The sequence below is a fragment of the Porticoccus sp. genome (assembly GCF_965660005.1).
Classification (GTDB): domain Bacteria; phylum Pseudomonadota; class Gammaproteobacteria; order Pseudomonadales; family Porticoccaceae; genus Porticoccus.
The window spans coordinates 24,299-50,070 of the sequence record NZ_CBFHYF010000010.1; the positions used below are offsets into that span (position 1 = coordinate 24,299).

The 25,772-nt window shown below is 54.6% G+C and carries 22 protein-coding genes; 4 read left to right on the forward strand and 18 right to left on the reverse strand.

The window, feature by feature from the left end:
- The first annotated feature begins 11 nt into the window (after positions 1 to 11).
- Together ACTF5G_RS04080 and ACTF5G_RS04085 are read left to right on the forward strand one after the other, a co-directional pair.
- Entirely contained in the window at positions 12 to 1,640 is a 1,629-nt protein-coding gene (locus tag ACTF5G_RS04080) for a sensor histidine kinase (RefSeq protein ID WP_438951544.1), read from the forward strand.
- The gene (locus ACTF5G_RS04085) at positions 1,637 to 2,995 is read left to right on the forward strand and encodes a sigma-54-dependent transcriptional regulator (protein WP_438951545.1); all 1,359 of its coding nucleotides are present in this window, start codon (positions 1,637 to 1,639) and stop codon (positions 2,993 to 2,995) included. Before ACTF5G_RS04080 ends, ACTF5G_RS04085 begins: the two co-directional genes overlap by 4 nt.
- Positions 2,996 to 3,000: 5 nt before the next feature.
- On the opposite strand, the gene ACTF5G_RS04090 is transcribed toward ACTF5G_RS04085, so the two are convergent.
- The 12 genes from ACTF5G_RS04090 to murJ all read right to left on the reverse strand — a co-directional run bounded on the left by ACTF5G_RS04090 (position 3,001) and on the right by murJ (position 17,088).
- Positions 3,001 to 3,468 carry a type IV pilin protein gene (locus ACTF5G_RS04090; RefSeq protein ID WP_438951546.1) on the reverse strand — a complete coding sequence of 156 codons (468 nt, stop codon included), beginning with the start codon at positions 3,466 to 3,468 and terminating at the stop codon, positions 3,001 to 3,003.
- A 19-nt stretch (positions 3,469 to 3,487) separates the two neighbouring features.
- Positions 3,488 to 6,652, reverse strand: a complete 3,165-nt coding sequence (locus tag ACTF5G_RS04095) for a pilus assembly protein (protein ID WP_438951547.1) — start codon at positions 6,650 to 6,652, stop codon at positions 3,488 to 3,490.
- Positions 6,653 to 6,669: 17 nt separating this feature from the next.
- The gene (locus tag ACTF5G_RS04100; RefSeq protein ID WP_438951548.1) at positions 6,670 to 7,206 is read right to left on the reverse strand and encodes a pilus assembly PilX family protein; all 537 of its coding nucleotides are present in this window, start codon (positions 7,204 to 7,206) and stop codon (positions 6,670 to 6,672) included.
- A 10-nt stretch (positions 7,207 to 7,216) separates the two neighbouring features.
- Positions 7,217 to 8,209 carry a PilW family protein gene (locus tag ACTF5G_RS04105; RefSeq protein ID WP_438951549.1) on the reverse strand — a complete coding sequence of 331 codons (993 nt, stop codon included), beginning with the start codon at positions 8,207 to 8,209 and terminating at the stop codon, positions 7,217 to 7,219.
- Between the two features lie 83 nt (positions 8,210 to 8,292).
- Complete coding sequence (gene pilV / locus ACTF5G_RS04110) at positions 8,293 to 8,856, reverse strand: type IV pilus modification protein PilV (protein ID WP_438951550.1); 564 nt, start codon at positions 8,854 to 8,856, stop codon at positions 8,293 to 8,295.
- Between the two features lie 59 nt (positions 8,857 to 8,915).
- Positions 8,916 to 9,452: a GspH/FimT family pseudopilin gene (locus tag ACTF5G_RS04115; protein ID WP_438951551.1), complete on the reverse strand. Its 537-nt coding sequence runs from the start codon at positions 9,450 to 9,452 to the stop codon at positions 8,916 to 8,918.
- A gap of 137 nt (positions 9,453 to 9,589) precedes the next feature.
- Complete coding sequence (gene ispH / locus ACTF5G_RS04120) at positions 9,590 to 10,534, reverse strand: 4-hydroxy-3-methylbut-2-enyl diphosphate reductase (protein WP_438951552.1); 945 nt, start codon at positions 10,532 to 10,534, stop codon at positions 9,590 to 9,592.
- The gene (locus tag ACTF5G_RS04125; RefSeq protein ID WP_438951553.1) at positions 10,534 to 11,061 is read right to left on the reverse strand and encodes an FKBP-type peptidyl-prolyl cis-trans isomerase; all 528 of its coding nucleotides are present in this window, start codon (positions 11,059 to 11,061) and stop codon (positions 10,534 to 10,536) included. The genes ispH and ACTF5G_RS04125 overlap by 1 nt, the downstream gene beginning before the upstream one ends.
- Positions 11,054 to 11,548, reverse strand: a complete 495-nt coding sequence (gene lspA, locus ACTF5G_RS04130) for a signal peptidase II (protein ID WP_438951554.1) — start codon at positions 11,546 to 11,548, stop codon at positions 11,054 to 11,056. The genes ACTF5G_RS04125 and lspA overlap by 8 nt, the downstream gene beginning before the upstream one ends.
- A gap of 22 nt (positions 11,549 to 11,570) precedes the next feature.
- Positions 11,571 to 14,378: an isoleucine--tRNA ligase gene (gene ileS / locus ACTF5G_RS04135; protein ID WP_438951555.1), complete on the reverse strand. Its 2,808-nt coding sequence runs from the start codon at positions 14,376 to 14,378 to the stop codon at positions 11,571 to 11,573.
- A gap of 18 nt (positions 14,379 to 14,396) precedes the next feature.
- A complete protein-coding gene (gene ribF, locus ACTF5G_RS04140) occupies positions 14,397 to 15,341 on the reverse strand; it encodes a bifunctional riboflavin kinase/FAD synthetase (RefSeq protein ID WP_438951556.1) in 945 nt (314 codons plus the stop codon).
- A gap of 127 nt (positions 15,342 to 15,468) precedes the next feature.
- A complete protein-coding gene (gene murJ / locus ACTF5G_RS04145) occupies positions 15,469 to 17,088 on the reverse strand; it encodes a murein biosynthesis integral membrane protein MurJ (RefSeq protein WP_438951557.1) in 1,620 nt (539 codons plus the stop codon).
- Between the two features lie 210 nt (positions 17,089 to 17,298).
- Here murJ and rpsT point away from each other — a divergent pair, with 210 nt between their 5' ends.
- Positions 17,299 to 17,568: a 30S ribosomal protein S20 gene (rpsT, locus tag ACTF5G_RS04150; RefSeq protein ID WP_036861474.1), complete on the forward strand. Its 270-nt coding sequence runs from the start codon at positions 17,299 to 17,301 to the stop codon at positions 17,566 to 17,568.
- A gap of 131 nt (positions 17,569 to 17,699) precedes the next feature.
- Here the strand turns inward: rpsT and ACTF5G_RS04155 are convergent, their stop codons facing one another.
- Both ACTF5G_RS04155 and ptsP read right to left on the reverse strand, forming a co-directional pair.
- The gene (locus tag ACTF5G_RS04155; RefSeq protein ID WP_438951558.1) at positions 17,700 to 19,160 is read right to left on the reverse strand and encodes a RimK family protein; all 1,461 of its coding nucleotides are present in this window, start codon (positions 19,158 to 19,160) and stop codon (positions 17,700 to 17,702) included.
- Positions 19,161 to 19,228: 68 nt separating this feature from the next.
- Positions 19,229 to 21,469, reverse strand: coding sequence for a phosphoenolpyruvate--protein phosphotransferase (gene ptsP, locus ACTF5G_RS04160; protein WP_438951559.1), 2,241 nt, complete (start codon positions 21,467 to 21,469; stop codon positions 19,229 to 19,231).
- Between the two features lie 288 nt (positions 21,470 to 21,757).
- On the opposite strand from ptsP, the gene ACTF5G_RS04165 reads away from it, so the two are divergent.
- A complete protein-coding gene (locus ACTF5G_RS04165) occupies positions 21,758 to 22,426 on the forward strand; it encodes a 2OG-Fe(II) oxygenase (protein WP_438951560.1) in 669 nt (222 codons plus the stop codon).
- Between the two features lie 4 nt (positions 22,427 to 22,430).
- Here ACTF5G_RS04165 and proB read toward each other — a convergent pair whose 3' ends face one another.
- The 4 genes from proB to rplU form a co-directional block, all read right to left on the reverse strand.
- Entirely contained in the window at positions 22,431 to 23,552 is a 1,122-nt protein-coding gene (gene proB, locus ACTF5G_RS04170) for a glutamate 5-kinase (protein WP_438951561.1), read from the reverse strand.
- Between the two features lie 76 nt (positions 23,553 to 23,628).
- On the reverse strand, positions 23,629 to 24,819 hold the full coding sequence (cgtA, locus tag ACTF5G_RS04175; protein ID WP_438951562.1) for an Obg family GTPase CgtA: 1,191 nt from the start codon (positions 24,817 to 24,819) through the stop codon (positions 23,629 to 23,631).
- Positions 24,820 to 24,947: 128 nt separating this feature from the next.
- A complete protein-coding gene (gene rpmA / locus ACTF5G_RS04180; protein ID WP_438951563.1) occupies positions 24,948 to 25,205 on the reverse strand; it encodes a 50S ribosomal protein L27 in 258 nt (85 codons plus the stop codon).
- Positions 25,206 to 25,224: 19 nt separating this feature from the next.
- Entirely contained in the window at positions 25,225 to 25,539 is a 315-nt protein-coding gene (gene rplU, locus ACTF5G_RS04185; protein ID WP_438951564.1) for a 50S ribosomal protein L21, read from the reverse strand.
- Positions 25,540 to 25,772: the final 233 nt, after the last annotated feature.

Below are 25,772 nucleotides of genomic sequence, written 5' to 3' on the forward strand. Positions count from 1 at the left end.
CAGCACCCCCCATGCAACTCAATATCGGCAAAGTGACCACCCCGCCGGCACCGGACAGCCTGCTCAAGGTATACGGCTATTACCGGGTCATTCTGTCCAGCGCTTTGCTGACAATGTACCTGACCGGCCTTGCTACCCGAATTCTCGGCGCCGAAATACCCCGACTTTTTCTGGGAACCGTCAGCATCTACACCGCGCTGTGTCTGCTGTCACTGATTTCCCTGAAAGTCTATCGGGCAACGCCCGGCATCCAGATGCTGTTCTTTATACTGTTGACCGACATGGTGGCAATCACGCTGATGATGCACGCCAGTGGCGGGCTGGACAGCGGGTTGGGGTTCCTGATGCTGGCCACTGTCGCCGCAGGCAGCATTCTGGTGGCCGGCCAACTGGCACTGCTACTGGCGGCCACCGCCAGCATCTGTGTGATGCTGGAAACGCTCTCGACGAGCATGATTCTCGGCCAAAGCCGGGAATCCATTTTCCCCGCCGGAATTCTCGGCATACTGCTGTTCGCCACGGCCCTGCTTTTCCAGGTGCTCACCCAGAGAATCCGCCTCGCCCAAACTATCGCAGCGGAAAAAGCCATTGAGAGCGAACAGCTACAGCAACTCAATGAATCGATTGTCAAACGGATGCGCACCGGCATTGTGGTGGTCGACCGGCAGGACAACATCAAACTGATCAACAGTGCCGCCATTCAACTGTTGGATGGACAGCAACCGGAGAAACCCCTCGGGGTCGGCCAACCAATCAGCCTGATCATGCCACTTTACCAACAGCTCGATCGCTGGAAAACCTACCGCTGGCTGCGAACCCCGACCTTCAAAACCTCGGCTTCATCCATCGAAATCCAGGCCAACTTCACCTCGCTTCACCAGGGAGAAAACAAGCAGACCCTGATTTTTCTCGAGGACACCCGCTCCCTTTCGCAACACGCCCAGCAACTGAAACTCGCCTCACTCGGTCGCTTGACCGGCAGCATTGCCCACGAAATCCGCAACCCCCTAGGCGCCATCAGCCACGCGTCGCAATTGCTCGCAGAACAGATCACCGACAACAGCCAGGCCAAACTGCTGGATATCGTTCAGCGCCATTCCCTTCGGGTAAACCAGATCGTGGAAAATGTCCTACAACTCTCGCGGCAGAAGATGCCCGAATTTCAGAAAATCTGGCTACTGCAATGGCTGAAAAAATTCCGCAATGAATTCATGGATACCCAGCGCGACCCCTGCGTCATAGAGATCGAGAGCCTCAGCCAGGACACCCGGATTTTCTTTGACCCGGGCCATCTGGCCCAGATACTGACCAACCTGGTGGACAACGGTCTGCGTTTCAGCGAGCAGGCCACCGGGCAGCGCCGGATCAGGCTGGTGGTATCAAAGGATACGGCTTCGGAATTGCCGTTTCTGGACGTGTTTGATGATGGACCGGGGGTTGCCGTCGAAGATCAGGAATTTATCTTTGAACCTTTTTTCACCACCTCACACGAGGGTTCAGGGCTGGGCCTCTATCTGGCCAAAGAACTTTGCGGGGTAAACTACGCATCGCTGAATTACTTTGGCGACGAGCCGAAAAACAGTTACTTTCGCATAGGTTTCTCTCGCCCTGAACGGATATTACCAAGGCCGCAGTCATGATGAAAAAACGCGTACTGGTGGTAGATGACGAACCGGATATCCGGGAGCTACTCACAATAACGCTTGAGCAAATGGGACTGGAAGTGGTCACCGCAGCCAAACTGGCCAAAGCGAGAAAATTGCTCGAGAGCGAGGAATTCGACCTCTGTCTCACCGACATGAAAATGCCCGACGGCAACGGGCTGGAACTGGTCGATCATATACAGACCATCGCCCCCCACCTGCCGGTGGCCATGATCACCGCCCATGGCAATATGGAAATCGCTATCGATGCCCTGAAAAAAGGTGCCTTCGATTTTATTTCCAAACCCCTGCAACTGATACGGTTGCGGAGCATTGTCCAATCTGCACTGCAATTAAAGCGCGAGGTGCCCAACCCGGCCACACCGGAAACCGTGCTGCTCGGTGAATCGCCCGCTATCGATTTACTCAAACAAAAGATTCGACGGGTGGCGCGCAGCCAGGCACCGATTTTTATCAGTGGCGAATCCGGCAGCGGCAAGGAACTGGTGACCAGAGCCATCCACTATCTCAGCTCCAGAGCCAACGGTCCTTTTATCCCGGTGAACTGCGGGGCGATTCCCTCTGAATTGATGGAAAGTGAATTTTTCGGTCATAAAAAAGGCAGCTTTACCGGCGCCCATCAGGACAAGCAGGGGCTGTTCCAGGCCGCCAATGGCGGCACCCTGCTGCTGGATGAAGTGGCGGATCTGACCCTGCCAATGCAGGTGAAACTGCTGAGGGCCATTCAGGAAAAAAGTATCCGCCCGGTGGGGGCAGAAGAGGAAATCCCGGTCGATGTGCGCATCCTCAGTGCCACCCACAAGGACCTGTCGGCAGAGATTGCAAAAAACCTGTTTCGCCAGGATCTCTACTACCGGATCAACGTCATTGAGCTGGCTGTGCCGAGCCTGCGCGATCGAAAAGAGGATATTCCACTGCTGACAAACCATTTCCTCGAACGATTTGCCAGGGAAGCGGGGATCATAGCGCCCAGTCTCTCCGAAAGCGCTCTGACCAGCCTGCAACAGCACCCTTTTCCCGGCAATATCCGGGAGCTGGAAAATATCCTGGAGAGAGCCTTTACCCTGTGCGACAGCACACGGATCGACACGGAACATCTCGGCTTGCCGGACACCCGCTTGCTCAGCAAGGCAGAAGTCCACGACCGGGGAGCCAGAGACTTTGCCGCGGCGGGTTTTGCCTCACTGGATGATTATCTGGGTGAGGTGGAAAAACAGATTATTGTTTCAGCCCTGGAGCAAAATCGCTGGAACAAAACAGCCGCCGCGGACAAACTCGGCATCAGCTTCCGGCAGATTCGCCACAAACTGAAGAAATACGGTATCGAGTAACGTCATTACCAGCAGTCCGATACCGAACCCGAGCCATCGACGATACTCTTCACGCCAACCGAAGTGATTTGCAGCGTGCCACACTGGGTATCTTTCGCCTGACTACCCTGCGGTATGGCCTGCAGGGTAAATGCTGCCACAGTCGCGTCCGATATGGCGATCTGGTAGATCCGGCTGGCCGCGGTTACCGCCACTTCATCGCCATCGCGATTGATGGCATAGGGACTGGCGGTATATCCCAGGTCGGTCAGGGTTGTCGCATACTGCTTGTTATTGACAAAGAACTGCTCCTGACGCGCCATCACCGACATTAATTCAGCCTTGCCAATGCTCCTCTGGGTCTTACGCACGTAGCCGTCGTAAGCTGGCATCGCCACCATCACCAGCAGGGCCACAATCGCGATCACCACCATCAGTTCGATCAGCGTAAAACCAAACGACCGCTTTTGTTGAACAGGAAAATTTTGCATCATCGGCTCTCGTCAGGTTTGCTTACAGATCATCAATACCCGGCTCGCGCCAGTACATGATCCAGAGGTTTTTACCCAGGCTTTGGAACAGCTTCTTGCGACCATCGTCAATGCCATCACCGTCCAGATCCCCCAGATTGATACCGCCACCGGGGAAGAAGATCTCATCCCCCAGAGTCAGTGCACCAGGGGGGATACCGGGGCCGACATAGTACTTGCGCTGATCGTTGAACGGCGCTGTACCATCCACCAGATTCAGCACATACACAGAGCCGCCGCCTTCACTGACACCGCAGACATCTTCGCTGACATCGGTAGGCGCATAGGTACTGACAAACACCAGACCGGAATCCACCAGCGGGGTCGCCAAACCTTTTTCACCGGCATCGGTCAATTGCAGCTTCCAGCCGAGTGGAAGACTGGCATTACAGCTGCCCTCGGTACCGGTAACACAGGCTGTCTGGTCGGAAATATCGTCGATGACCAGGGGCTCTCTGGATTTCACCATGGTATTGCCACTGTCGATATAACGATCCTTGAGGTAAAAGAGATAGTTGCTGACATCGGTTTCCAACGGACCTGCCCGATTACCGGAGGTAATCAGCACACCATCGAAATTGCCACCGGCATCATAGGACTCAATCAGGTCCGGCTCATGGAAGAACCGCCGATCCGTGGTGGCGCCATCGGTGCCGAGTTCGGCAAATTTGGTCACAAACCATTTCTCTTCCACGTCCGCCGGGTCGGAAACCTCCGGGATATCCACCCGCCAGACGGCCCCACCACTGTCGCCCACATAAATGCGGTGGATATCACCGCTCAGATTGCTCAGCACCGAGACCGATGAAGGGAAACTGTCCACCATGTCCGCGTGGGTGTATTCAAAGCCGCTGGCTGAAGATGACGAGGATGCGCCGGTGGTGGTGCCACCCACCGCTTTCCAGATCAATTCGCCGGTTTCGGTATTGACGATATAGATGGCATTGCCCACATCGTCATCGGCGTCGTTCAGGTCCTTGCCCACCCGGCTGGTGTAGGCGTCGTTCCAGCCGCCGTTATAGCCACCGGTAAAAATCAATACATTGGTCGAGGTACTGCCGAATTTCACTTTGCCCACTGTCGGGGTGGCAAAGGTCATACCCAGCTCGTCAAAATCGCCGCCATCAGTCTGGCTGATTTTCCATTTCAGGATGGGTGTAGCCGATGGATCACTCACATCAAAGGCATAGTAACTGTTACCGCCGCGCCGCATTCCCACATACACGTAGACCTTGTCGTTATCGGCGGTTTCAACATTGCCATTCTGATTATTGTCGATCACCAGGGCCACAGGGGTGCCGTCGACCCCGTAACGCATTTTGTTACTCGACTCCGTATTGGTGCGGCGCAGGGCAATTTTGTCCAGAGATTCGCGCGGGTAAAAAGCAAACACCTCTTCACCGGATTCAGTGCCCAGACTGCCCGGTTCAGTGTTTTCAAAAATATGGAACACACCATCGTTGGTGCCCATAAAGATACGGATATTCGGATTGTCCTCGGTGTAGCTGCCGGTGGTACCGTAGTTGATTGCCAGTGGCCGGGAGTGAATGGCATCGCCCAGCAACCACGGACGTGGATCGCCTGTCTCGCCATCGGCATCCTCATCATCTATATCCAACCCGCGGCCCCATTGGATTAACTCCAGCGCCTGTGGAACGTCCGTACCATCGGCCAGATCCGGCAACAGAAACGGATGAAGCGCCTCGGCGGTGGTGTTATCCGCATTGAAAGGATCCAGGGAGTTACTGCCACCGTTAGTGATGGTGGCTGGTTCGACAAACATCTGCCGGGCGCCGGTGGTAGCATTGGTTTCACCGACAACACCATTGCCGTCGATAAAACCCTTGATTTTCTGTCCGGCCCCGCCGCGGCTCACGGTTCTGCCGTCGGCTTCATTGGGAAGTCCTTCCTCGACTGGCAATTCATCCTTGTCCGTCCAAAAGGTCAGGGCATTGAAAGTGATACGACCGATATCATTACCCGTACTTTCAAAACCCGGCTCACCATTGGCGTCCTGCACTTCATCAAAACGCCCGTCAAGGTCGGAATCCGCCAACTTGAGTTTTTTCAGATTACCCGGCCAGCGCAACGTTGACTGCGCCTCAAACAGGGCCACATAAACATTATCCAGTGTATCGGTGCGGTTAAACACATTGACGGGGACCGAGGCCGCCACAAAGGTAGAACTGACACTGATCACCTCGTTAAAGGCATCGGTCAGGTCCTTTTCCAACTGAACGGGATCCGTTAAATCTAATGGTGCACCGGTGCCACCGGCCCGCGACCAGGAAGGAATCGTGCCTGTACTGACTCCGTCAGAGATGACCCAGGTTTTTTGCAAAGGCGTTACCTGAGTGATAGTAGACAACAGATCGGTTTCCGGATCGTGCATGGCTGTCAGCATATCGGGAAAGCTGGGATTATTTTTGGGAACAGGAATTTCAGTCCTGATTTCATTGCTGGCTATATTGGACCCCTGATCCGTGTTCAGGGCAATCATGATCGAAAACAGTTTGGGACAGGCCGAGGGATCATCAAACGGGGAAATATAATTTGTTCCGCTGATAATATCCGCATCATAGGAGGGGGCGCTGGCATCACCTCCAAAATTGTCGTCCACTGATGTGCCCCGAAAAATCGCCCGGCCATTGATATAGCGGTGCCACTCAAAGTAAGTCTCTTTGGCAAAAAGTTGGTGAGTAGTACTTTGAGATGGATTAGTGGGAATCGCCTTCATCGTAGCGATAAGTTCCTCTTTATCGGTACCAAGCTGTTTGTAGCCCTCGAGAATTGTGCCTCCCTCATCGAAGTTGGATATCATCAAACCCATATAAATCGGGTCAAACAGGGGGTTGCTGACAATGGCCTGAAATACCGCAACAAACCCTTCGAACCGATTGACAAATCCACCATCTGCGCGACTCTCCAGAAAAGCATAAGCCTCAGGACTCATAATATCTTTACAGTCACCACTGGGGCCGTAGTCACAAAGCGGGCCAAAGAGAGGGGGACGCCAATCCAGATCCAGCATCACATAGGGCTCACTGCCCTCCACCGTGGCATTGACGTAAATATCAATATCATCCGCATAGGCTTTTGGCAGAGTGAACAGGCCCGCCACCAGACACATATAAACAAACTTTTTCATCGCATTGCTCCCTGGCCTTACTGTGACGAACTGGCAATACGGACGGCGGTGCCCTGCACGATCGCCGCATTGCCCAGTCCTTCTTCACTACCGTTATACTCAACCTGAACTTCAAACACTGCCGCATCAAAACTGGGGGAGCTGCTGGTCTGTGATTCAGACAACCTGACCGGAAAGGTCTCCAGTATCAGAGGCCCCTCTCTGGTGACCAGAGCGCTGACCAGATCCGCATCAGTCACCACCGTGGTGTCGTAATTTAACGTGGTGATATTGCAATCCGGATTGGCGCTACCGGCCTGACATATGGTGTAGCCCACCGCGCCGGACACCGGGAAATTGTTAATATCTTCCGTGATGGATGCAGCAACCGCCTGAGCCTGCTGAAAAGCCTCCTCGCGAAACTGGTCGTTACCGGCCATACGGAATTCCAGCATGCTGGTTTGCATGACCGTGCCGGCCACCAGTGCCAACAGCAACATAAATACCATGGCTACCAGCAGTACGGCACCAGCATTGGCAGACCTGCGCGGTGGACTTTTGGCTATTGTCTTCATCAAATTCACCTCAGGTGGCCGGCAGCGTAGTATTTCTCATCTGGATCGTGGTGGTAAACACCCGGCGCAGGTAGCGATCATTCTTCGCTGCCACGGCCTTTTCACCCAGTGAGTAGGTTTTTTCATTGGTGTAGCCCGCCACCGGATCAATGCTTCTGACCAGCAGATAAATCCGGGCCACCACCGCGGTACCCAGCTCTGCACCGGTGGGCGCTGCCTTGAACTGGTTGGGAACACCATCGCCATCCGTATCAACGCCGAATTCGATCTGCATGTCCTCTATACCCTCGATCAGACACTGGTTGCTGATGCTGTCGCCCACCAGCCGCTCTGCACAAAGGGTGGGCACCCCATCGTCGGTATCGACAGAATAGTTCCGGATATAAAAGATATTGGTATTGTATTCCCAATAGGCTACTTCCGAGCCCAGGCCGACATCCGCCGAATCGAAGCCTCCACTGCTGTCGATGTAGGTCCATTCCATCACATCGCCAAAACCGGCCATGCGAAGATACCACTGGCTGTCATCTGCCTTGGTCAGCCCATCGTTATACACGCCGTTTTTCAGGGTGAAATCCCCGGCGGTGCGCTTGATCGTGACAAGATCGGTCCCCGGCACAATATCCGCACTGCTCAGGCAGCCCAGCGTGATGCCATTCACCGTGGTCAGTGACGAAGCAAAATCATTGATAAAATCCAGTGGTTCATCGGTGTTCAGGGTCCAGTTGGCACTGCAATCCGCGGTAACTGTGCCGGGCGCGATGCCACCGGTATTGAGGTTTCCGCCAAAAAATCCCACCAGGGCCAACTCTCTTTTCAGCAGCTCGAGCGCATAGCGGCCATTTTCCTGAATTCGGGCCAGTTCATCCTCTGACTGGTAATTGCTTTTGCTGTCGATGTACACAGAGATAACCCCTGCGGTCAGAAACAGGCCCAGCAGAATGGAGACCATTAACTCGATCAACGAAAATCCGCGCTGGCGATCTATTCTGGAAAACTTCATTCCTGTTCTCTTTAACATCCCGTTTGCTCTATATGTTCGGCTTTTCCGGCCCGCTTTAACCGGCAATGCTTAACCGGTTCTGATCAGAGATCAGTGACAAAGGTTGACATCACCATTAAACGCCGCTGTTTGTTATCAGCTCCGTAGAGACCACTGGCTTCACCACAGCTTGATGCAGTGGGATTGTTGATTTCAGCAACCCCTTTCCAGACGATGGAAACGGTTACCACGCCGGAACTGTTGGTAATGCAGGCGCGGGGATCCACCAGGCCCCCCGCGCTGAATTCAGTGCCATCAATGGTGATTTTCTCGGCCGCACCGTCGAGCAGCTGTTCCCATTCGTACAGGTCTCTCTGGGCGAGGGCGTTGGGTGTGCAGATGCCGGTATTGCAACTCGCGGGCGCCGTGGTGATGGACTCGCCCCCCAAATTACTGACATAGGTGGCCACTTCGCCGGGGTTGCTGCGGATCCTTTCCAGAATATCTCTGGACAGGCCGGTGGCTATGGAACGCTGCGCTGCCTCAAAGGAATTTCTTTTTGCCGTGATCTGCATGGCTACCATGCCCAACAAACCCACAGACAGCACCAGCACTGCTATCAGGACTTCAATCAGCCCAACGCCTTTTTCCCTGGATAAACGTCTCATTAACTGTCTCACTGATCCCTCTGGTGCAAAAGTACAAACAACCCTATGGGCAAATAACTTCAGGGCGAACAATTATCGGTGGTCTTGGTCATTCTGGGACGACCCACGATATTGATCACAATCTCCTTAGCGCTGGCTGTATCGCCCTTGGCATCACAGAGTACAAAGGTATCAAAACCCGATGCGCTGCCATCCTGTCGATAAGTCAACTGATTGGTGAAACTGCTGCCTTTGGTGGTGAGGGTGTAGCCGCCGGGCAGTCCTTGCTGGGCATTTATGACGGGTTCACCCGAATCGAGAGCACCATCTGCATTCTCGTCCGCATAGGTCAGCCATCCCCCGGCCCAATCATCGGCGGTGGTGCAATTCTCACCGTCAGTGCTTTTACACATCACCACAGGCTGGTTTCTTTTCAATGCCTCACTTCTGGCAAGAATCAACGAGGTGAAGAACTGGTCGGCACTGGTTTGAATGCGGTTATCCCTCACCAGTTCGATAAATGCTGGCGCGGCCAAGCCCAGCAAAACTGCAAGTATGACGATTGAAATCATCAATTCAATCAGGGTGAAGCCGCTTTGTTTCGTGGATCTTTCCATACCTGCCTCTATAGCAAATCAAAAAAGTGTTTTCGCGACCATCCGACTACCGGTCAAATGAGCTGACCGTACGCTATTGACATGCCCCTTTCGGAAAAATCCGACGATGAACGGTCGTCTAAAAGCAAAAAATTACGCTACTCAGTGGGCAAACGCAGCGCTCTCGGCATGGAAAAACTGATATTTTCAGTGGCACCGGCAATTTCTGTGGGCGGGTTTGCACCCAGCATTTCAAGTTTGTTGATGACGTCGCGAACCAGTACTTCCGGTGCCGAAGCGCCGGCCGTAACACCAATGGCTTTTTTGTCTACCAGCCAGTTCGGCATGATATCTTGCGCGCTATCGATCAAATGCGCCTCGGCACCACAGCGATCGGCCAGCTCCCGCAAACGGTTGGAGTTTGAACTGTTGGGGGAGCCGACCACCAGCACCAGATCGCACTCCAGCGCCAGCTGTTTGACCGCATCCTGACGATTCTGGGTGGCGTAGCAGATGTCGTCTTTTTTGGGGCCGGATATGGCAGGAAAACGCTGCCGCAGGGCATCAATAACCCTGGCGGTATCATCAACCGACAGCGTTGTCTGGGTAACGTAGGCGAGATTTTCCGGATCGCTGACCTCAAGCCGAGCAACATCCGCCGCATTTTCCACCAGATAGATATGCCCGCCATTGACGCCCTCATATTGACCCATGGTGCCCTCAACCTCCGGGTGACCCTGATGACCAATCAGGATACATTCGCGCCCCTCGTGGCTGTAACGCACTACCTCCATATGCACCTTGGTGACCAGTGGGCAGGTGGCATCAAAGACTTGCAATTGACGCAACTCGGCTTCCTGCCTCACGGACTGTGAAACGCCGTGGGCACTGAAAACCACAATCACGTTATCGGGCACTTCATGGAGTTCCTCGACAAAGATGGCCCCGCGTTCGCGGAGGGTATCCACCACAAACTTGTTGTGCACCACTTCGTGACGGACATAAATGGGGGCACCAAAAATGTCCAGCGCCCGATTGACGACATCAATGGCCCGGTCAACACCGGCACAGAATCCACGGGGATTGGCGAGCTTGATCTCCATTAATGGGTCACCGCCGGCGTGACATCAAGAATTTTCACGGCGAAGGTAATCCGGTGGCCTGCAAGAGGATGATTAAAGTCCACCATGACATGTTCGTCATCTACCTCCACCACGACGCCCGGCAACTCGGCCTGACTGGCATCGGCAAATGACAGCATCAACCCCGGCTTCAGCTCGATATCGTCAGCAGCCCCTTGCGGTAAAGAATCCTGCTTTAAAAAACCCTGTTTTAAAAAGTCCTGTTTGGGAAAGCGCTGGATATTGCTGGGGTTGTGCTGGCCAAAGCCCTGTTCCGGATCAATCTCCAACACGACCTCATCACCGGCACTGAGGCCAAACAGGGCGGACTCAAACCCGTTCAGCAGATTCCCGTCGCCCACCAAAAAGGTTGCCGGCTTGCCGGAAAAATTGGAGTCAACCACCGAGCCATCTTCCAGTGCCAGGGAAAAATGCAGTGTTACTCTCGTGTCCGGCCCAATGGTTACAGACCCAATGGTTTCTGGCCCAGTATCCTGTGTATCAACCATCTGTTTGCCCTCCAGCAGACGAGTCGTGACTGTAAAAGCTTTCGATGACCAGCAAAATGGCGCCCACTGTAATCGCAGAATCCGCCACATTGAATGCTGGCCAGTGATAATTCAAATAATGGATGTCGATAAAATCAACCACGTAACCGAGAAACACCCGATCCAGCAGATTGCCGATCGCACCACCGAGCACCAGTGCCAGCGCGATACCCAAAAGGGTTTTTCCCCTGCCGAGTCGCGCCATCCAAAGCCCAATAAAAATACTCACTGCCAATGCGACCACAGTAAAGAACCAGCGCTGCCACCCCCCCGCTTCACTGAGGAAACTGAAGGCAGCGCCCGGATTGTGCAGCAGCGTCAGGTTCAGTATGGGCAACAACTCCACTGCCCGGCCATAAACCAGCGATGCCGATGCCCAGTACTTGGTAATCTGATCCACCAGAATCACCAGTCCGGACAGGAGATACCAGCCAGCATGGGATTGCATGATATTTACCACTGGTATTTGATCACGCAAACAGACGCCGTTCACCGGCACCTGTCACGTTTTCCAGACAGCGGCCACACAGCTCCGGGTGTTGAACCGCCGTACCCACATCGGCGCGGTGGTGCCAACAACGAACACATTTGGCATAGGACGTGCGGACAACACGCAACAGCAAACCCTCAAGCTCCGTGGATTCGGCGCCGTTTGCCTCACTGAGCGGTGCCCGCCGGGCCTCGGAGGTAATCAACACAAAACGCAATTCATCGTTGAGTTTGGCCAGTGCACTGGCCAGTTCACCATCCGCATACAGCACCACCTCGGCTTCCAGGGATTTCTGTATACCCGTCTCTTTTTTGCCTTCCAACACCTTGTTGACCGCATTTCTGGCCCGGGCGATCAATGCCCAGTCGCTGTCGGGAATGGCTTCCCCGGCAACGGATGGCAGCGACCACCACTCCGCCATAAATACCGACTCGCCCCGCTCACCTGGCATGAAATACCAGATTTCATCGGCGGTAAAACTGAGCACCGGGGCAATCCAGCGAACCAGAGCCTCGGCAATATGGTAAATCGCCGACTGCGCGGAACGCCTTGCGAGCGAGTTCTCCTGACAGGTGTATTGGCGATCCTTGATGATATTGAGGTAGAAGCCCCCCATATCGGTGACACAAAAATTGTGCAGCTTCTGGTAGATGGAATGGAAATGGTAGCCATCGTAGGCCGCGAGAATATCCCGCTGGGTGCTGGCGGCTCGGCCCACGGCCCAGCGATCCAGCGCCAGCATATCCTCGACCGGCAGCAGATCCCGGGCCGGATCGAAACCATTGAGGTTTGACAGCAGAAATCGGGCGGTATTTCGGATACGCCGGTAAGAGTCTGCGGTGCGCTTGAGAATTTCCTCGGAAACACTCATTTCCGCACTGAAATCCGTCGCTGCGACCCACAGGCGCAACACATCTGCACCCAGATCGTTGACGACCTGCTGGGGCGACATCACATTACCCAGGGATTTGGACATCTTGCGGCCATCGGCATCCACGGTGAAACCATGAGTCAGCACCGCCCGATAAGGGGCGCTGCCCTTGATGGCAATGGCCGTCTTCAATGAGGACTGGAACCAGCCACGGTGCTGATCGGACCCCTCCAGATAGAGATCCGCCGGATAGGCGAGCTGCTCGCGGGCATCCAGCACAGCCGCATGGGTAACCCCGGAATCAAACCAGACATCCAGCGTATCCGTGACCTTGCTATAGTCTGCCGCGTCATCACCCAGCAACTCCGCCGCATCCAGATCAAACCAGGCGTCAATGCCTTCCTGCTCAACCCGCTGGGCAACCGCCTCGATCAACTCGGTAGTGCGCGGGTGCCAATCGCCGGTTTCGCGGTGAATAAACAGGGTAATCGGGACGCCCCAGGTGCGCTGACGCGAAATACACCAGTCGGGACTGTTCTCCAGCATCCCCTCAATACGGGCCTGCCCCCAGGAGGGATACCAGGTGACATCTTTCACTGCATTGAGGGCATTACCCAGCAGGCCGTTCTGCTGCATGCCGATAAACCACTGCGGTGTGGCGCGATAGATCAGCGGGGTTTTGGTTCGCCAACAGTGCGCGTAGCTGTGGGTGATTTTATGCGTGGACAACAGCGCACCCCGCTGTTTCAGCAAGTCCAGAACCGCTTCATCCACCTTGTAGACATGCTCGCCGGCAAACAGGGGCACGCTGTCACGAAACAGGCCATGGTCATCAATATAATTCAGTGTGCCAATACCGTATTGACTGGCCACAACAAAATCTTCCATACCGTGGTCCGGGGCGGTATGAACACAGCCGGTACCGGCCTCCGTCGTGACGTGATCACCCAGTAATACCGGCACCTGACGATCATAAAAGGGGTGCTGAAGCAGCTGGTTTTCCAGCCGCTGTCCCCTGACATGACCGACAACGCGATAATCCTCCACACCCCAGCGCTTCATCACGGCAGGCACCAGCTCTTCGGCCATCAGAAAGCGACCGACACCGGTGCCCGCATCGCATTGCACCAGCACATAATCCAGCTCGGGGCTGAGACTGACTGCCTGGTTGGACGGCAGGGTCCAGGGCGTGGTGGTCCAGATGGCCACCGCAATCGGCCCTTCACCGGACACATCGTCCATGGCGGCCACAAAGGCTTCGCTATCCACCACCGGGAATGCCACATCGATGGAAAAAGACATTTTGTCCTGATATTCGACCTCGGCTTCCGCAAGGGCGGAAGCGCCGACCACGCTCCAGTAAACCGGCTTGAAACCGCGCACCAGATGGCCATTTTCGATGATTTTGCCCAGCGCCCGGATGATATTCGCCTCAAAGGAATAATCCATGGTCAGGTAGGGGTTTTCCCAGTCGCCCAGCACGCCGAGACGGATAAAATCCTTTTTCTGCCCGTCCACCTGGCGGCGAGCATATTCCCGGCATTTCTGGCGAAATGTCCGGGTGTCCACCTTGACGCCGGCCTTGCCAATTTTCTTTTCAACCTGGTGCTCAATCGGCAGCCCGTGACAATCCCAGCCGGGCACGTAGGGGGCGTCATAACCGCTCAAAGTGCGCGACTTGACAACAATATCCTTGAGGATTTTATTCACCGAATGACCGATATGAATATCGCCGTTCGCGTAGGGGGGGCCATCGTGCAAAATGAATTTTTTTCTGCCTTGCCGCTGCTCGCGAATTTTTTCGTAAAGTCCGGCGCTCTGCCAGGATTCCAGCATGGCCGGCTCCCGCTGGGCCAGATTGGCCTTCATCGGAAACTCGGTAAACGGCAAATTGAGGGTAGTTTTGTAATCAGTCATCGTTTTCCAACATCGGGGTTACACCTCGGCAAAGTACTGCCGGGCCAGCGCAATATCACTGTGAATTTTCGTTACCATGGCATCGAGAGAATCAAACGTCTGCTCTTCCCGTATTTTCTTTTTGAATTCCACATGAATTCTTCCACCGTAGATTTGCTGCGCAAAATCCAGCAGGTGTACTTCGAGCACCGGTTTTATCAGGTCACCCACGGTGGGGCGCACGCCCACATTCGCGACACCGGGCAGCCGGTTGCCTCCCAGCAGCACCTCCACCACGTACACGCCGCTCAATGGTGCACGATAACGAAAGAGATGCACATTGGCAGTGGGGATACCCAACTGTTGACCCAGTTGCTGCCCGTAAACCACTATGCCGGTAACCTGATAGGGGCGACCCAACAACATTTCCGCCAGGGCAAAGTCGCCGTCTTGCAACGCCCGACGAATGCGCGTACTGCTGATTCGCTCACCGCCATACTGCAGAGTATGCGTATCGATCACGTCAAAACTCTGCTGTTCCCCTACCTGCCTGAGCAGCTGGTCATTGCCGCTGCGATCGTGACCAAAGCGGAAGTCATCACCGACCACCAGACAGCGAACACCCAGCCCGTCAATTAATACTCTGTCTATAAATTGTCGGGCAGACAAACTGCGCAGCGAACGGTTGAACTGCAGGCAAAGCACCCGATCCACCCCCTCGCTGACCAGCGCTTCCACCTTTTCGCGCAAACGCATCAGGCGAGCCGGAGCCTGTTCTCCAGAGAAGAATTCCTGAGGCTGTGGCTCAAAAATAATCGCCACAGAGGGCAGGCTGTATATTGCTGCCTTTTCACGCAACTGTTGCAGTATTGCCCGATGGCCGAGATGAACACCATCAAATGAACCGATCGTCGCGACACAACCTCGATGTTCCGGACGCAGATTGTGCAATCCGCGTATAAACTGATGCTTTTTTCCGGTCACTGGTTTCCGGTCACAGATTTGAGGTCACTGGCAGCTTTCATCGCAAAATAAAGGCGGCAGTATACCCCAGCCCAATGGGGGAAAAACAGGTGCGATACTTCGAGGGCAAGAGTTTTGCGGCACGGCCCTAGCGATGACGAAGATGAGAGGGGCGGATACCAGCCAACAGCAAAAACAGGATGTACACCAGCATGCCGCTGAAACAGATCAACAGCATCCAGCCGGCACGTTGCCAGCCCCCCCAGAGAAGCCATTGATCCAGGTAAACCGTGAATCCCAACAGTACCAGCACCATGACCAGATTTGCGCCCAACAGGGTCAGTAAAAAGCGGGGCCAACCGGAAACGGGATGATAAACACCAAAACGGTACAGGCCCCGAAATAGCAACCCGGCATTCAGCATGGCCGCCAACGAAGTCGCCAGTGCCAACCCCACATGCCCGATACCGAAATAGTGGTGCAAGGGCAGCGCAAACACCATGTTCAGTACCATGTTGGTGACCAGCGCAATAATCCCGATACGCACCGGGGTTTTCATATCCTGGCGGGCAAAATAACCGGGCGCCAGTACTTTGATCAGCATGAAAGCAATCAGACCCACCGCATAGGCCCGCAGGCTGAGGGTGGCCATGCCAATATCCCGCTGGGTCATGACCTCACCGTAGTAGAACAGCGTCAGGAGAATCGGCTCGGCAAGTATCATCAACGCCACCGCCGCTGGAATGGCGACCAGCAGCACCATGCGCAGGGCCCAGTCGAGTGTACGGCTGAACACTTCCGTACTGCGGGCAGCATGTTGCCGGGATAGGCTGGGCAGAATCACGGTGGCGATGGCAATGCCAAACACACCCAACGGCAGTTCAGACAGCCGATCGGAATAATACAGCCACGAAATACTCCCCGTTGGCAGAAACGAGGCAATCACCGTATCCAGCAGCAGATTGATCTGACTGACCGAGACACCGAAAATGGCTGGCACCATCAGGCGCAGTATCTTGCGCACACCTTCATCCCGCCAATCCACTTTGGGATTCGGCAGTCTGTGTATCTGCGCCAGAAACGGCAACTGAAACAACAATTGCACCACTCCGGCCACCAGCACCCCCCAGGCCAGGGCGTATACGGGCGTATCGAACCAGGGGGCAGCCACCAGCGCCGCAGCTATCAGGGTAAGATTCAGCAGTGCTGGCGTGAAAGCGGGCACGGCAAAACGGTCATAACTATTGAGGATCGCCCCGGCCAGGCCCGTCAGGGATATCAACATCAGATAGGGAAAAGTGATCCGCAGCATATCGCTGGCGGCGTTAAATTTGTCCGGGTAATCGAGCCAGAAGCCGAAGGCAAACACTGCCGTGACCAACGGCGAGGCGATCACCACCACTACAGTGAGTACAATCAGCGACGAACCCAGCACGCCGGCCACACTATCCAGCAGGGCCTTGACCGCCGCTGGCGTGCCTTTTTCGCGGTACTCCCCGAGCACCGGCACAAAGGCCTGGGCAAACGCACCCTCGGCAAACAGTCGGCGAAAGAAATTGGGAATCTTGAAGGCAACAAAGAAGGCATCGGCCAGCGCATCGGCACCGATCACCCGGGCAAACACCATATCCCGCAGCAACCCCAGCACCCGGGACAGCATGGTCATACTGCCAACCACGCCACTGGAACGCAGCAGCCCCGGCGCTACCGGGGGTTCTGAGGCTTTGGACTCCGGAGGAGTTGACTGGTCTGAATTCTTTGGCTGCAAACCGGCACAGTCCCGACAATGGCTAAACGCAAGGAGCAAATCATAGTGATTTTGCTGGCGGGATGATAGCCGCGTTACTGATTGGGCGGAGCCCGGACGAGCAAGCCCGATTTGGCAGATTTTGTGGTTCCGGACCTGTTGATAAGCCGCGCCAAAACCTGTATATTTCCGCGCCTTGAATCAAGACTCATTATTGAGAGGAGCACCCAGGTGGCCAACACACCCCAAGCACGCAAACGCGCACGTCAAAATGAACAGCGTCGCCAGCACAATGCCGGCCTGCGTTCCATGGTACGCACCTATATCAAGAAAACCTATGCCGCCATTGCTACCGGCGAAGTGACCACGGCAACCGCCGCCTACAATTCAGCGGTACCGGTAATCGACCGGATGGCCGACAAAGGCATTATTCATAAAAACAAGGCCGCCCGTCACAAGAGCAGATTGAATGCCCAGTTGAAGGCAATGGCTGCCAGCTAAGCGTTCAACCTGCACACACAGATTCGTTCTATAACGTTCGCTCTGTACAGAAACACCAAAAAACCGGCCATTGGCCGGTTTTTTTCTTTGTTGCCCTACAGACGGCCAACTGCCGTTTCCTGACGACCCTTCTAGCGACCTTTCAATTCCAGACGCCGGGCCATTTCCGCCATCACCAGCATATACAGCTCATCTCTCAGATAGGCGTCCTCCACCTTGTAGTCGATGTTCGGGTTATCGTTGATTTCAATCACATATGCCTGTTTGCCCTGATGTTTGATATCGACCCCGTATAGACCATTGCCAATCACCCTGGCCGCACGCAGTGCAGCATCCAGCACTTCTCTGGGCACTTCATAGGTGGGCAGGGTTTCAAAGCCACCGGAGTTGAAGCGTTTACTGCCGTGGTTGTAGATCTGCCAGTGATTGCGCGCCATGTAGTAACGACACGCGTACAGAGGCCGGTTATTGAACACACCAATACGCCAGTCAAAATCGGTATAGAGATACTCCTGCACCAACACCAGTGCAGTGGTTTTCAGCAGGTCGTCGAGATGAATCGATAGCTCTTCGCGGTTTGCAGCTTTAAAGACACCTTTGGAAAAGGAACCCTCGGGAATTTTCAATACCACCGGGTAACCAAATTCTTTTTCAATGGCATCCAGATCATCGGCGGTGTGCGTGGAAAACACCCGGGTTTTCAGTGCCGGTACGCCGTTGTAAGTGAAGGCGTCCTGCAGGAATACTTTATTGCAGCAGCGCAGGATCGAAGTCGGGTCGTCAATCACGACCATTCCCTCAATCTCCGCCTTGCGGGCAAAGCGGAAGGTGTGGTGATCGATGGCGGTCGTCTCACGGATAAACAGGCCGTCGTATTCGCCGAGGCGTGGATAATCCCTGGCGGTGATCAATTCCGCATTGATATTGCACTTGGCGGCGGCCTTGATGAAACGGCTCAGGGCCTCCTTGTTACTGGGCGGCATCATTTCCTTGGGATCCACCAACATGCCCAGCTCCCAACGATAGGCTTTCTTCTTTTTCGGGCTGTGCCAGCGCTTTTCATTGAATTGCAGCATGGCTTCGACAAATTTTGGTCGCTCTATCTTTGGCAGTTTGTCCAGTGAAATGGCCACAATACTTTTTACTTGCCAGCCACCAGACCAGAACAACACCACTTTCAACATGGGGGCCGGGTACACAGAAAACAGCCGCTGACCAAACCGGGAAAAGCCGGGGTCCGAGGCAATCCCGAAATTGACATAAAATGTTTTTCTCTCCCCATCGACCCCCGAATTGGAGCCGGATAGCAGTAGCTCACCGGTGATCCGCGACATATACAACAACTTGCTGCGCAGATCGTTGATGGTATTCACCGAGGGCATCACCCGATGTCCACGGGCCTCGGCCAACAGGGAACAGTAGTAGCCCCTGCTCAGGTATTTCTCACTGTCACAGAGATTGATCAGGCTGAGCTTTTTCTCACCCTTCTTGGGGTGATCTTCCAGATATTTTTCAAAACTGATGACCCGATCATCGAAGCCAAAGCCTTTGATGTCATCGAGATCGTCCACCACCAGCAAAGGATTGGACATAGATTAATTACCGTATGTTTATGTTGTCAGAAATGACGCAATGAGGTTTTGCAGGCTACCGCATCCCACTATGTAAACAGTTCATGCAAACCGAGATTCTCGAGTTCAGCACGCACCAGTTTCCGAATATCCGCCGGATAATGGCAAATCAGTGAATCGCGGGCCAGGCGCTCGGCTAAAGCAATAGGCAGTGTGCGGATCAACCATTTTACCTGGGGTAATTTTGCCGCACTCATACTGAGCGTGCGCATGCCGAGGCCCAGCAGTAGTACGACCGCCACCGGATCTGAAGCCATCTCGCCACAGAGACTGACCGGGACTCCGGCATCTCCAGCCAGCTTGAGAATGCGCTGGATTTCCAGTAGCACCGCGGGGTGCACATGGTCATAACGGCCCGAGACCCGGGGGTTGTCACGATCCAGTGCCAGCAGATACTGACTGAGATCATTCGAACCAATCGAAATGAAATCGATTTTCCCCGCCCAGAACGGGATCTGGGAAATAGCCGCCGGCACCTCCACCATAACGCCCAAAGCCGGCCGGGTAACGGTATAGCCCTCTGCTGCCAGCTGTTCCATTGCATCAAGGAAAATCTCGGCAAAATCGTCGAGTTCACTGGTGGAACTGACCATCGGCAGCAGAATGCGCAGATTGTCCATACCTTCTGCTGCGCGAATCATGGCGCGCACCTGGGTCATCAGCAACTGGCTGTTATCCAGGGTAAACCGCACCCCCCGCCAGCCCAATGCCGGATTTTTTTCATTGTCGACCGGGAAATAGGGCAGTTGCTTGTCGCCGCCAATATCCAGGGTACGCATGTGAACCGGCTTGCCTCGGTAGGCATCCAGCACTTGTCGATAGACCCCGATCTGCTCTTCCTCAGACGGGAAGCTATCGTGCACCATAAAGGGGATTTCTGTGCGGTACAGTCCGACACCTTGGGCGCCGCTCAAGAGCCCGGGCGAAATATCCGCCAGCAGGCCGGTATTCGTGTAGAGGGTCACGGCGACACCGTCCGGTGTCACGGCCGGTAAATCCCGCATTTTTTCCAACTGCTTCATCAGAGCGCGACGGTCATTCACCAGTCGCTGATATTCCGACAGAACCCCATCACCGGGATTGAGCAGCACCTGACCATAATTGCCATCAACAATAATGCTGGCATTATCAACGAGACGTCGCACTCGTCCGGTGCCCATGACGGCGGGAATACCCAGCGCATTGGCGAGCACAGCGGTATGGGACAGGCCTGAACCGTCGAAACAGACCAGTCCCACCAATCTGTCACTTGGAATCAGGGCAATATCGGAGACACTTACCTGAAAACCGACCAGCACGATATTGGTGTCAGGAGGAATGGCCACCGGTTTGATACCGCGCCAGGCATTGAATAGCTTGTTGCCCAGATGATGAATATCTTCGTGGCGGGCCTTCAGATAAGGATCATCCATTTTCAGAAACAACTCGGCAAAATGCTGTACTGCCTGACGCAGTGAACCCGGTAACCAGTTGCCGGCACGAATCCCCTTCTCCACGTGGGAAACGAACGCAGGATCTTCCAACAGCATGTTATAGGCGCTGAAAATACCGGTAACACTGCCGGAAATCTCCTTGCCGAGAGATGCCTGCTCGTGCTCGATTTGCGCCCGTACCACGGTGAGCAATTTCTGCCAGTCCTCCACGGTACCGGGGACATCCTCACAGGGTGCATCAAGTACAGAGTAGAGTTCACCCTGGTCGCTTATTTTGATATGGCCAATACCGATACCCGGCGCGCCCTTGACACCCGTAACCCGCTCGTTGAGGCCAATCATATCGCCCTGGGCAAGCGGACTGGTGCCCAGCAGCAATGCCAGATGCGCTGCCAACGTCACCAGGAAGCCCTGCTCCTCCTCCGACAGCTCACGAATTTCCCGACTCTGAACCACCAGAACGCCAATGACTTTCCCGGCATACACGATAGGGACACCACAGAAACTGTGGAACCGCTCTTCCCGTGTCTCTGCAACGTAGAAATAAGAGGGGTGTAATTCACCATCGGCCAGGTTGACCGGATGGCGACTGGTGGCCACCAGGCCCACCAGGCCCTTGCCCGTTGGCAACTTGACGTTGCGCACGGCTTTTGAGGCCAGGCCATGAGACGCCAGCAAGAGCATTTCCCGCTGCTCATTCGCCAGATACAGACTGCACACATCCACCGCCATGGTTTGACTGATGGACTCAACAATCAGGTTAACCTGATCAATAGGTGTATCAGCCGTCGCTACGGTCTGGACGATACGCGCCAATTCATGCACGACACTTTTCATGGCAATAACACGACACTTTTCATAGCGATCATTCGTTAACCAACAACATCCAATGGGAAAAACATCCCGGTCGCGTCATCGGGCTACCTGCCTCTTGCCCACAACAACTGCATCACTTACTTCGCTATTTAAGATCATTGCGAGAAAACCACAAGCGAAATTTATCCAGTCTGCCCAATCCCAAACGACACAGGATTTACAAAATCCGCTCGAGAAAACCCTCAATTCCATTTACAGCAACCCACGTTAGATTTGATAATCGCACACCTCAATCCGGTTCGCACCTCCATGCCATCAAGCTCTGTCGACATCGCTCACGAACAGGACGTCGAGCATCGCCTGTTTTCACGGATTGCCTGTGATCTTACCGATAAAGGTTACTCGGTTATCCCCAACGCCTTGCCCGGATTGTTATCTGAACAACTGTTTGGTCAGATACAGTCACTGCACAGCCATGACTTCAGCGAGGCCGGCGTGGGCAGGAGTCACGATCAAACCCTGAACCGGTTTGTGCGAAGGGATGCGATCCGCTGGATCGAGGGGGACACACTGCCCGAAAAACACTGGCTGGACTGGAGCGGTCGGTTACAGACTTACCTGAACCGTCACCTGTTTCTTGGCCTGTTCTCCTACGAGAGCCATTTTTCGCATTACCGTCCCGGTGATTTTTATCGCAAACATCTGGATGCCTTTCGTGGCCAGACCAATCGTCGACTCTCCACCGTCGCCTACCTGAATCCCGGCTGGATGCCCGACGATGACGGAGAACTGGTCCTATTCAGCGAAAAGGGGGAAGGAGAGATACTGCGGATCACCCCAGCCTATGGAACGCTGGCTATCTTCCTGAGCGAAACATTTCCCCACGAAGTATTGCCAACAAACCGGCACCGTTACAGCATCGCAGGCTGGTTTCGGGTCAACGGCTCCATCAACGATCAACTGGATCCACCGGCCTGACCGTTTAGACCAGAACCAGATTATCCCGGTGAATCACTTCCCGATTATCACAATAACCGAGGATACCGACAATAAGATCGCTGCTCTTGCCGATAATCTGACGAGTCTCGGCAGCACTGTAATTCACCAGACCCCGGGCAACTTCATTGCCAGACGGATCAACACAACGCACCAGATCGCCCCGGTGAAAATCACCAACCACCGATTGCACCCCGACCGGCAACAAACTCTTGCCCTGCTCCCGCAACATTTGGCAGGCTCCTTCGTCCAGGGTCAACGACCCGCGCACTTGCAACCTACCAGCCAACCATTGCTTTCGGGCAGCTATCGGCGCCTGTTCCGCCAACAACAGGGTTCCCAGGTTTTCGGCATCGGCCAGCCTAGTGAGTACCTGTTCGCTGCGACCGCCAACAATCACGGTATTCGCACCAGAGCGAGCAGCCAGTCGGGCAGCACGCAATTTAGTGATCATACCTCCCCGGCCCAACGCACTCCCTTCACCGGCCAGCTTGTCCAATGCCGGATCACCCGCCCGACCCAGGGAGACCAGTTTGGCCTTTGGGGAGGTTCTCGGATCAGCATCATAGAGTCCGTCCTGATCGGTGAGTATTACGAGCAAATCGGCATCGATGAGGTTCGCCACCATTGCCGCCAGCGTGTCATTGTCACCAAAACGAATTTCATCGGTGACCACCGTATCGTTTTCATTAATGATCGGCACGACACCCATCTGGATCAATGTCTGCAAGGTATTGCGGGCGTTCAGATAACGTTCCCGGTTGGATAGATCATCGTGGTCGAGCAGCACTTGCGCGGTGTGGCGGTTGAATTGCTGAAACTGGAATTCATAGGCCTGTACCAATCCCATCTGTCCGACAGCTGCCGCTGCCTGCAATTCGTGAATGGAAGCGGGTCGCTTGCACCAGCCCAACCGGGACATGCCCTCGGCAACAGCCCCGGACGAAACCATCACCACTTCAATGTCCTGCTCCAGCAATTTTGCCACCTGGGCCACCCAGGCGCCGATGGACTCGCGATCGAGACCTCGACCGTCGGCGGTCAACAGGGCACTGCCTATTTTTACAACCCAGCGCCGGGCATTGCGGAGAATCGTTCTATCGTTCATACGTGTTCTACTGTCGAGTGATCCGTAGAGATTGACTTAAAAGCTTTCTATTCCAATGTTGGATGAATCTTGCGCCTCAGGGGCTATAGACGACTTCCACATCGTAGTCATCCTCGTCAAAGCCATCATCATCCTCATCGCTGTCATCCGATTTGCGATTTCGGCGCAGGGACTCAATTCGGTCACGAGCCTCCTGCTGCATTTGATGCTGAAGATCCAGCTCCCGGCGGGCTACTTCCGGATCGCTGCGCTCTTCCTCCCAACGGGCTTCCAGATACTCGAGAATATCATCGCAAAGCGCCGCCGCACCCTCCGCAGACAAGGCAGAGACCTGATACACCGGTCCTTCCCATGCCAACTGCGCAACCACATCGCTGCAACGTTGCTGACGCTCCGCCTCCGGCAACAAATCCACCTTGTTCAGGACCAACCAACGGTCCCTACTCCACAGGGTCGGACTGAACTGATCCAGTTCATCTTCAATAATGGCGATATTGTCCGCCGGATTTTTCCCATCGGGCGGCAACATATCCACCAGATGCAGTAGCAGGCGGGTTCGTGTCAGGTGTTTCAGAAAACGAATGCCGAGACCGGCACCTTCGGCAGCACCCTCCACCAGACCCGGCACATCAGCAATCACAAAACTGCGATATTTGTGAGGGTTCACCACGCCGAGATTGGGCACCAGCGTGGTAAAGGGATAATCGGCAACCTTGGGTCGCGCAGCTGATACAGCACGAATAAATGTCGACTTACCGGCATTGGGCAAGCCGACCAACCCGACGTCTGCAAGCACTTTCAGCTCCAGGCGCAGGTTGCGCTCCTCGCCCTCTTTACCGGGTGAGGTCTGGCGCGGTGCACGATTGACACTCGACTTGAAACGGGTGTTTCCGAGACCATGAAAACCACCGTGGGCCACCATCAGCCGCTGACCATCATCGGTAATATCGCCAAGCACTTCCTCGGTATCCTCATCAATAATGGTGGTGCCCACAGGCACCTTGAGGATCAAATCATCACCCCCCCGACCGGTACAGTTGCGACTGCTGCCAGCCTGACCACTCTGAGCCCGATAATCCCGCTGAAAACGATAATCCACCAGAGTATTGAGGTTGATATCGCCCTCCAGATAGACCGAACCACCATCACCACCGTCGCCGCCATCCGGTCCACCTTTGGCCACGAATTTCTCACGGCGAAAACTCAGGCAACCGTTGCCACCGCGACCGGCATGTACGTGAATCGTTGTTTCATCGACAAATTTCATGAAGGGAGTATACCGCGCTCAGGAGATAGGGGTTAGATGGCAGGCCACCGAGGCAAAAGGACATAACCCACCCGACATTCAAACACAAAAAAACCCCGCCTGAGCGGGGCTTTTCAATAAGTCCAGCTTCAGGCGGTTACAATATTCACATACTTGCGATTATTGGGGCCTTTCACAGTGAACTGGACTTCACCGTCTGCTGTAGCAAAAATAGTGTGGTCACGACCAAGGCCAACATTGTTGCCGGCATGGAAACGGGTACCGCGCTGGCGAACGATGATGTTGCCCGCCGCTACCTGTTCGCCGCCAAAACGCTTGACGCCCAGTCGTTTACTTTCAGAATCGCGCCCGTTACGGGTACTACCACCAGCTTTCTTGTGAGCCATGACGTTCTCCTATCTGATCTTAACCGGCACTGATGCCAGTAATTTTCACCTCGGTGTACCACTGACGGTGGCCCATTTGTTTCCGATGATGCTTGCGGCGGCGAAACTTGATGATTTGCACCTTATCCGCACGACCATGACTGAGCACTTCACCTGTTACCCTGGTACCTTCAAGTAGCGGCGCACCAATTTTGAAATTTTCTCCATCGGCAACCATCAGCACTTCATTGAAGTCGATACTGCCACCGGTGGGGACTTCCAGCTTTTCGAGGCGCAGGTATTCGCCTTCCTTGACCCGGTGCTGCTTGCCACCACTCTTGATAACTGCGTACATAATATGCTCCGTATTCGCTCATGCCAGTTCGAAGCCTGCAGGAACGATTTCCTCAAGGCCGGTTTTGCGAGGGGCAGGATTTTAAGTTAAACCCCCTGCTACCGCAAGAGAATATTCAACAACAATCCCGCATCAGTGCCCGAAACTTGACAGTGGCTGGACCCATCTCTACGATGCCACGCGCCTATCGTACAAGTCTCGCGTGCATCGGCTGTCTCCACCTATTTGTTGCT

What these genes read in the sequence shown, in the direction of transcription:
- ACTF5G_RS04080 (WP_438951544.1), top strand. Translation starts at nt 12, where the DNA reads ATGCAACTCAATATCGGCAAAGTGACCACCCCGCCGGCACCGGACAGC.
- ACTF5G_RS04085 (WP_438951545.1), top strand. Translation starts at nt 1,637, where the DNA reads ATGATGAAAAAACGCGTACTGGTGGTAGATGACGAACCGGATATCCGG.
- ACTF5G_RS04090 (WP_438951546.1), bottom strand. Translation starts at nt 3,468, where the DNA reads ATGATGCAAAATTTTCCTGTTCAACAAAAGCGGTCGTTTGGTTTTACG.
- ACTF5G_RS04095 (WP_438951547.1), bottom strand. Translation starts at nt 6,652, where the DNA reads ATGAAAAAGTTTGTTTATATGTGTCTGGTGGCGGGCCTGTTCACTCTG.
- ACTF5G_RS04100 (WP_438951548.1), bottom strand. Translation starts at nt 7,206, where the DNA reads ATGAAGACAATAGCCAAAAGTCCACCGCGCAGGTCTGCCAATGCTGGT.
- ACTF5G_RS04105 (WP_438951549.1), bottom strand. Translation starts at nt 8,209, where the DNA reads ATGAAGTTTTCCAGAATAGATCGCCAGCGCGGATTTTCGTTGATCGAG.
- pilV (WP_438951550.1), bottom strand. Translation starts at nt 8,856, where the DNA reads ATGAGACGTTTATCCAGGGAAAAAGGCGTTGGGCTGATTGAAGTCCTG.
- ACTF5G_RS04115 (WP_438951551.1), bottom strand. Translation starts at nt 9,452, where the DNA reads ATGGAAAGATCCACGAAACAAAGCGGCTTCACCCTGATTGAATTGATG.
- ispH (WP_438951552.1), bottom strand. Translation starts at nt 10,534, where the DNA reads ATGGAGATCAAGCTCGCCAATCCCCGTGGATTCTGTGCCGGTGTTGAC.
- ACTF5G_RS04125 (WP_438951553.1), bottom strand. Translation starts at nt 11,061, where the DNA reads ATGGTTGATACACAGGATACTGGGCCAGAAACCATTGGGTCTGTAACC.
- lspA (WP_438951554.1), bottom strand. Translation starts at nt 11,548, where the DNA reads ATGCAATCCCATGCTGGCTGGTATCTCCTGTCCGGACTGGTGATTCTG.
- ileS (WP_438951555.1), bottom strand. Translation starts at nt 14,378, where the DNA reads ATGACTGATTACAAAACTACCCTCAATTTGCCGTTTACCGAGTTTCCG.
- ACTF5G_RS04155 (WP_438951558.1), bottom strand. Translation starts at nt 19,160, where the DNA reads ATGTCCAATCCTTTGCTGGTGGTGGACGATCTCGATGACATCAAAGGC.
- ptsP (WP_438951559.1), bottom strand. Translation starts at nt 21,469, where the DNA reads ATGAAAAGTGTCGTGCATGAATTGGCGCGTATCGTCCAGACCGTAGCG.
- ACTF5G_RS04165 (WP_438951560.1), top strand. Translation starts at nt 21,758, where the DNA reads ATGCCATCAAGCTCTGTCGACATCGCTCACGAACAGGACGTCGAGCAT.
- proB (WP_438951561.1), bottom strand. Translation starts at nt 23,552, where the DNA reads ATGAACGATAGAACGATTCTCCGCAATGCCCGGCGCTGGGTTGTAAAA.
- cgtA (WP_438951562.1), bottom strand. Translation starts at nt 24,819, where the DNA reads ATGAAATTTGTCGATGAAACAACGATTCACGTACATGCCGGTCGCGGT.
- rpmA (WP_438951563.1), bottom strand. Translation starts at nt 25,205, where the DNA reads ATGGCTCACAAGAAAGCTGGTGGTAGTACCCGTAACGGGCGCGATTCT.
- rplU (WP_438951564.1), bottom strand. Translation starts at nt 25,539, where the DNA reads ATGTACGCAGTTATCAAGAGTGGTGGCAAGCAGCACCGGGTCAAGGAA.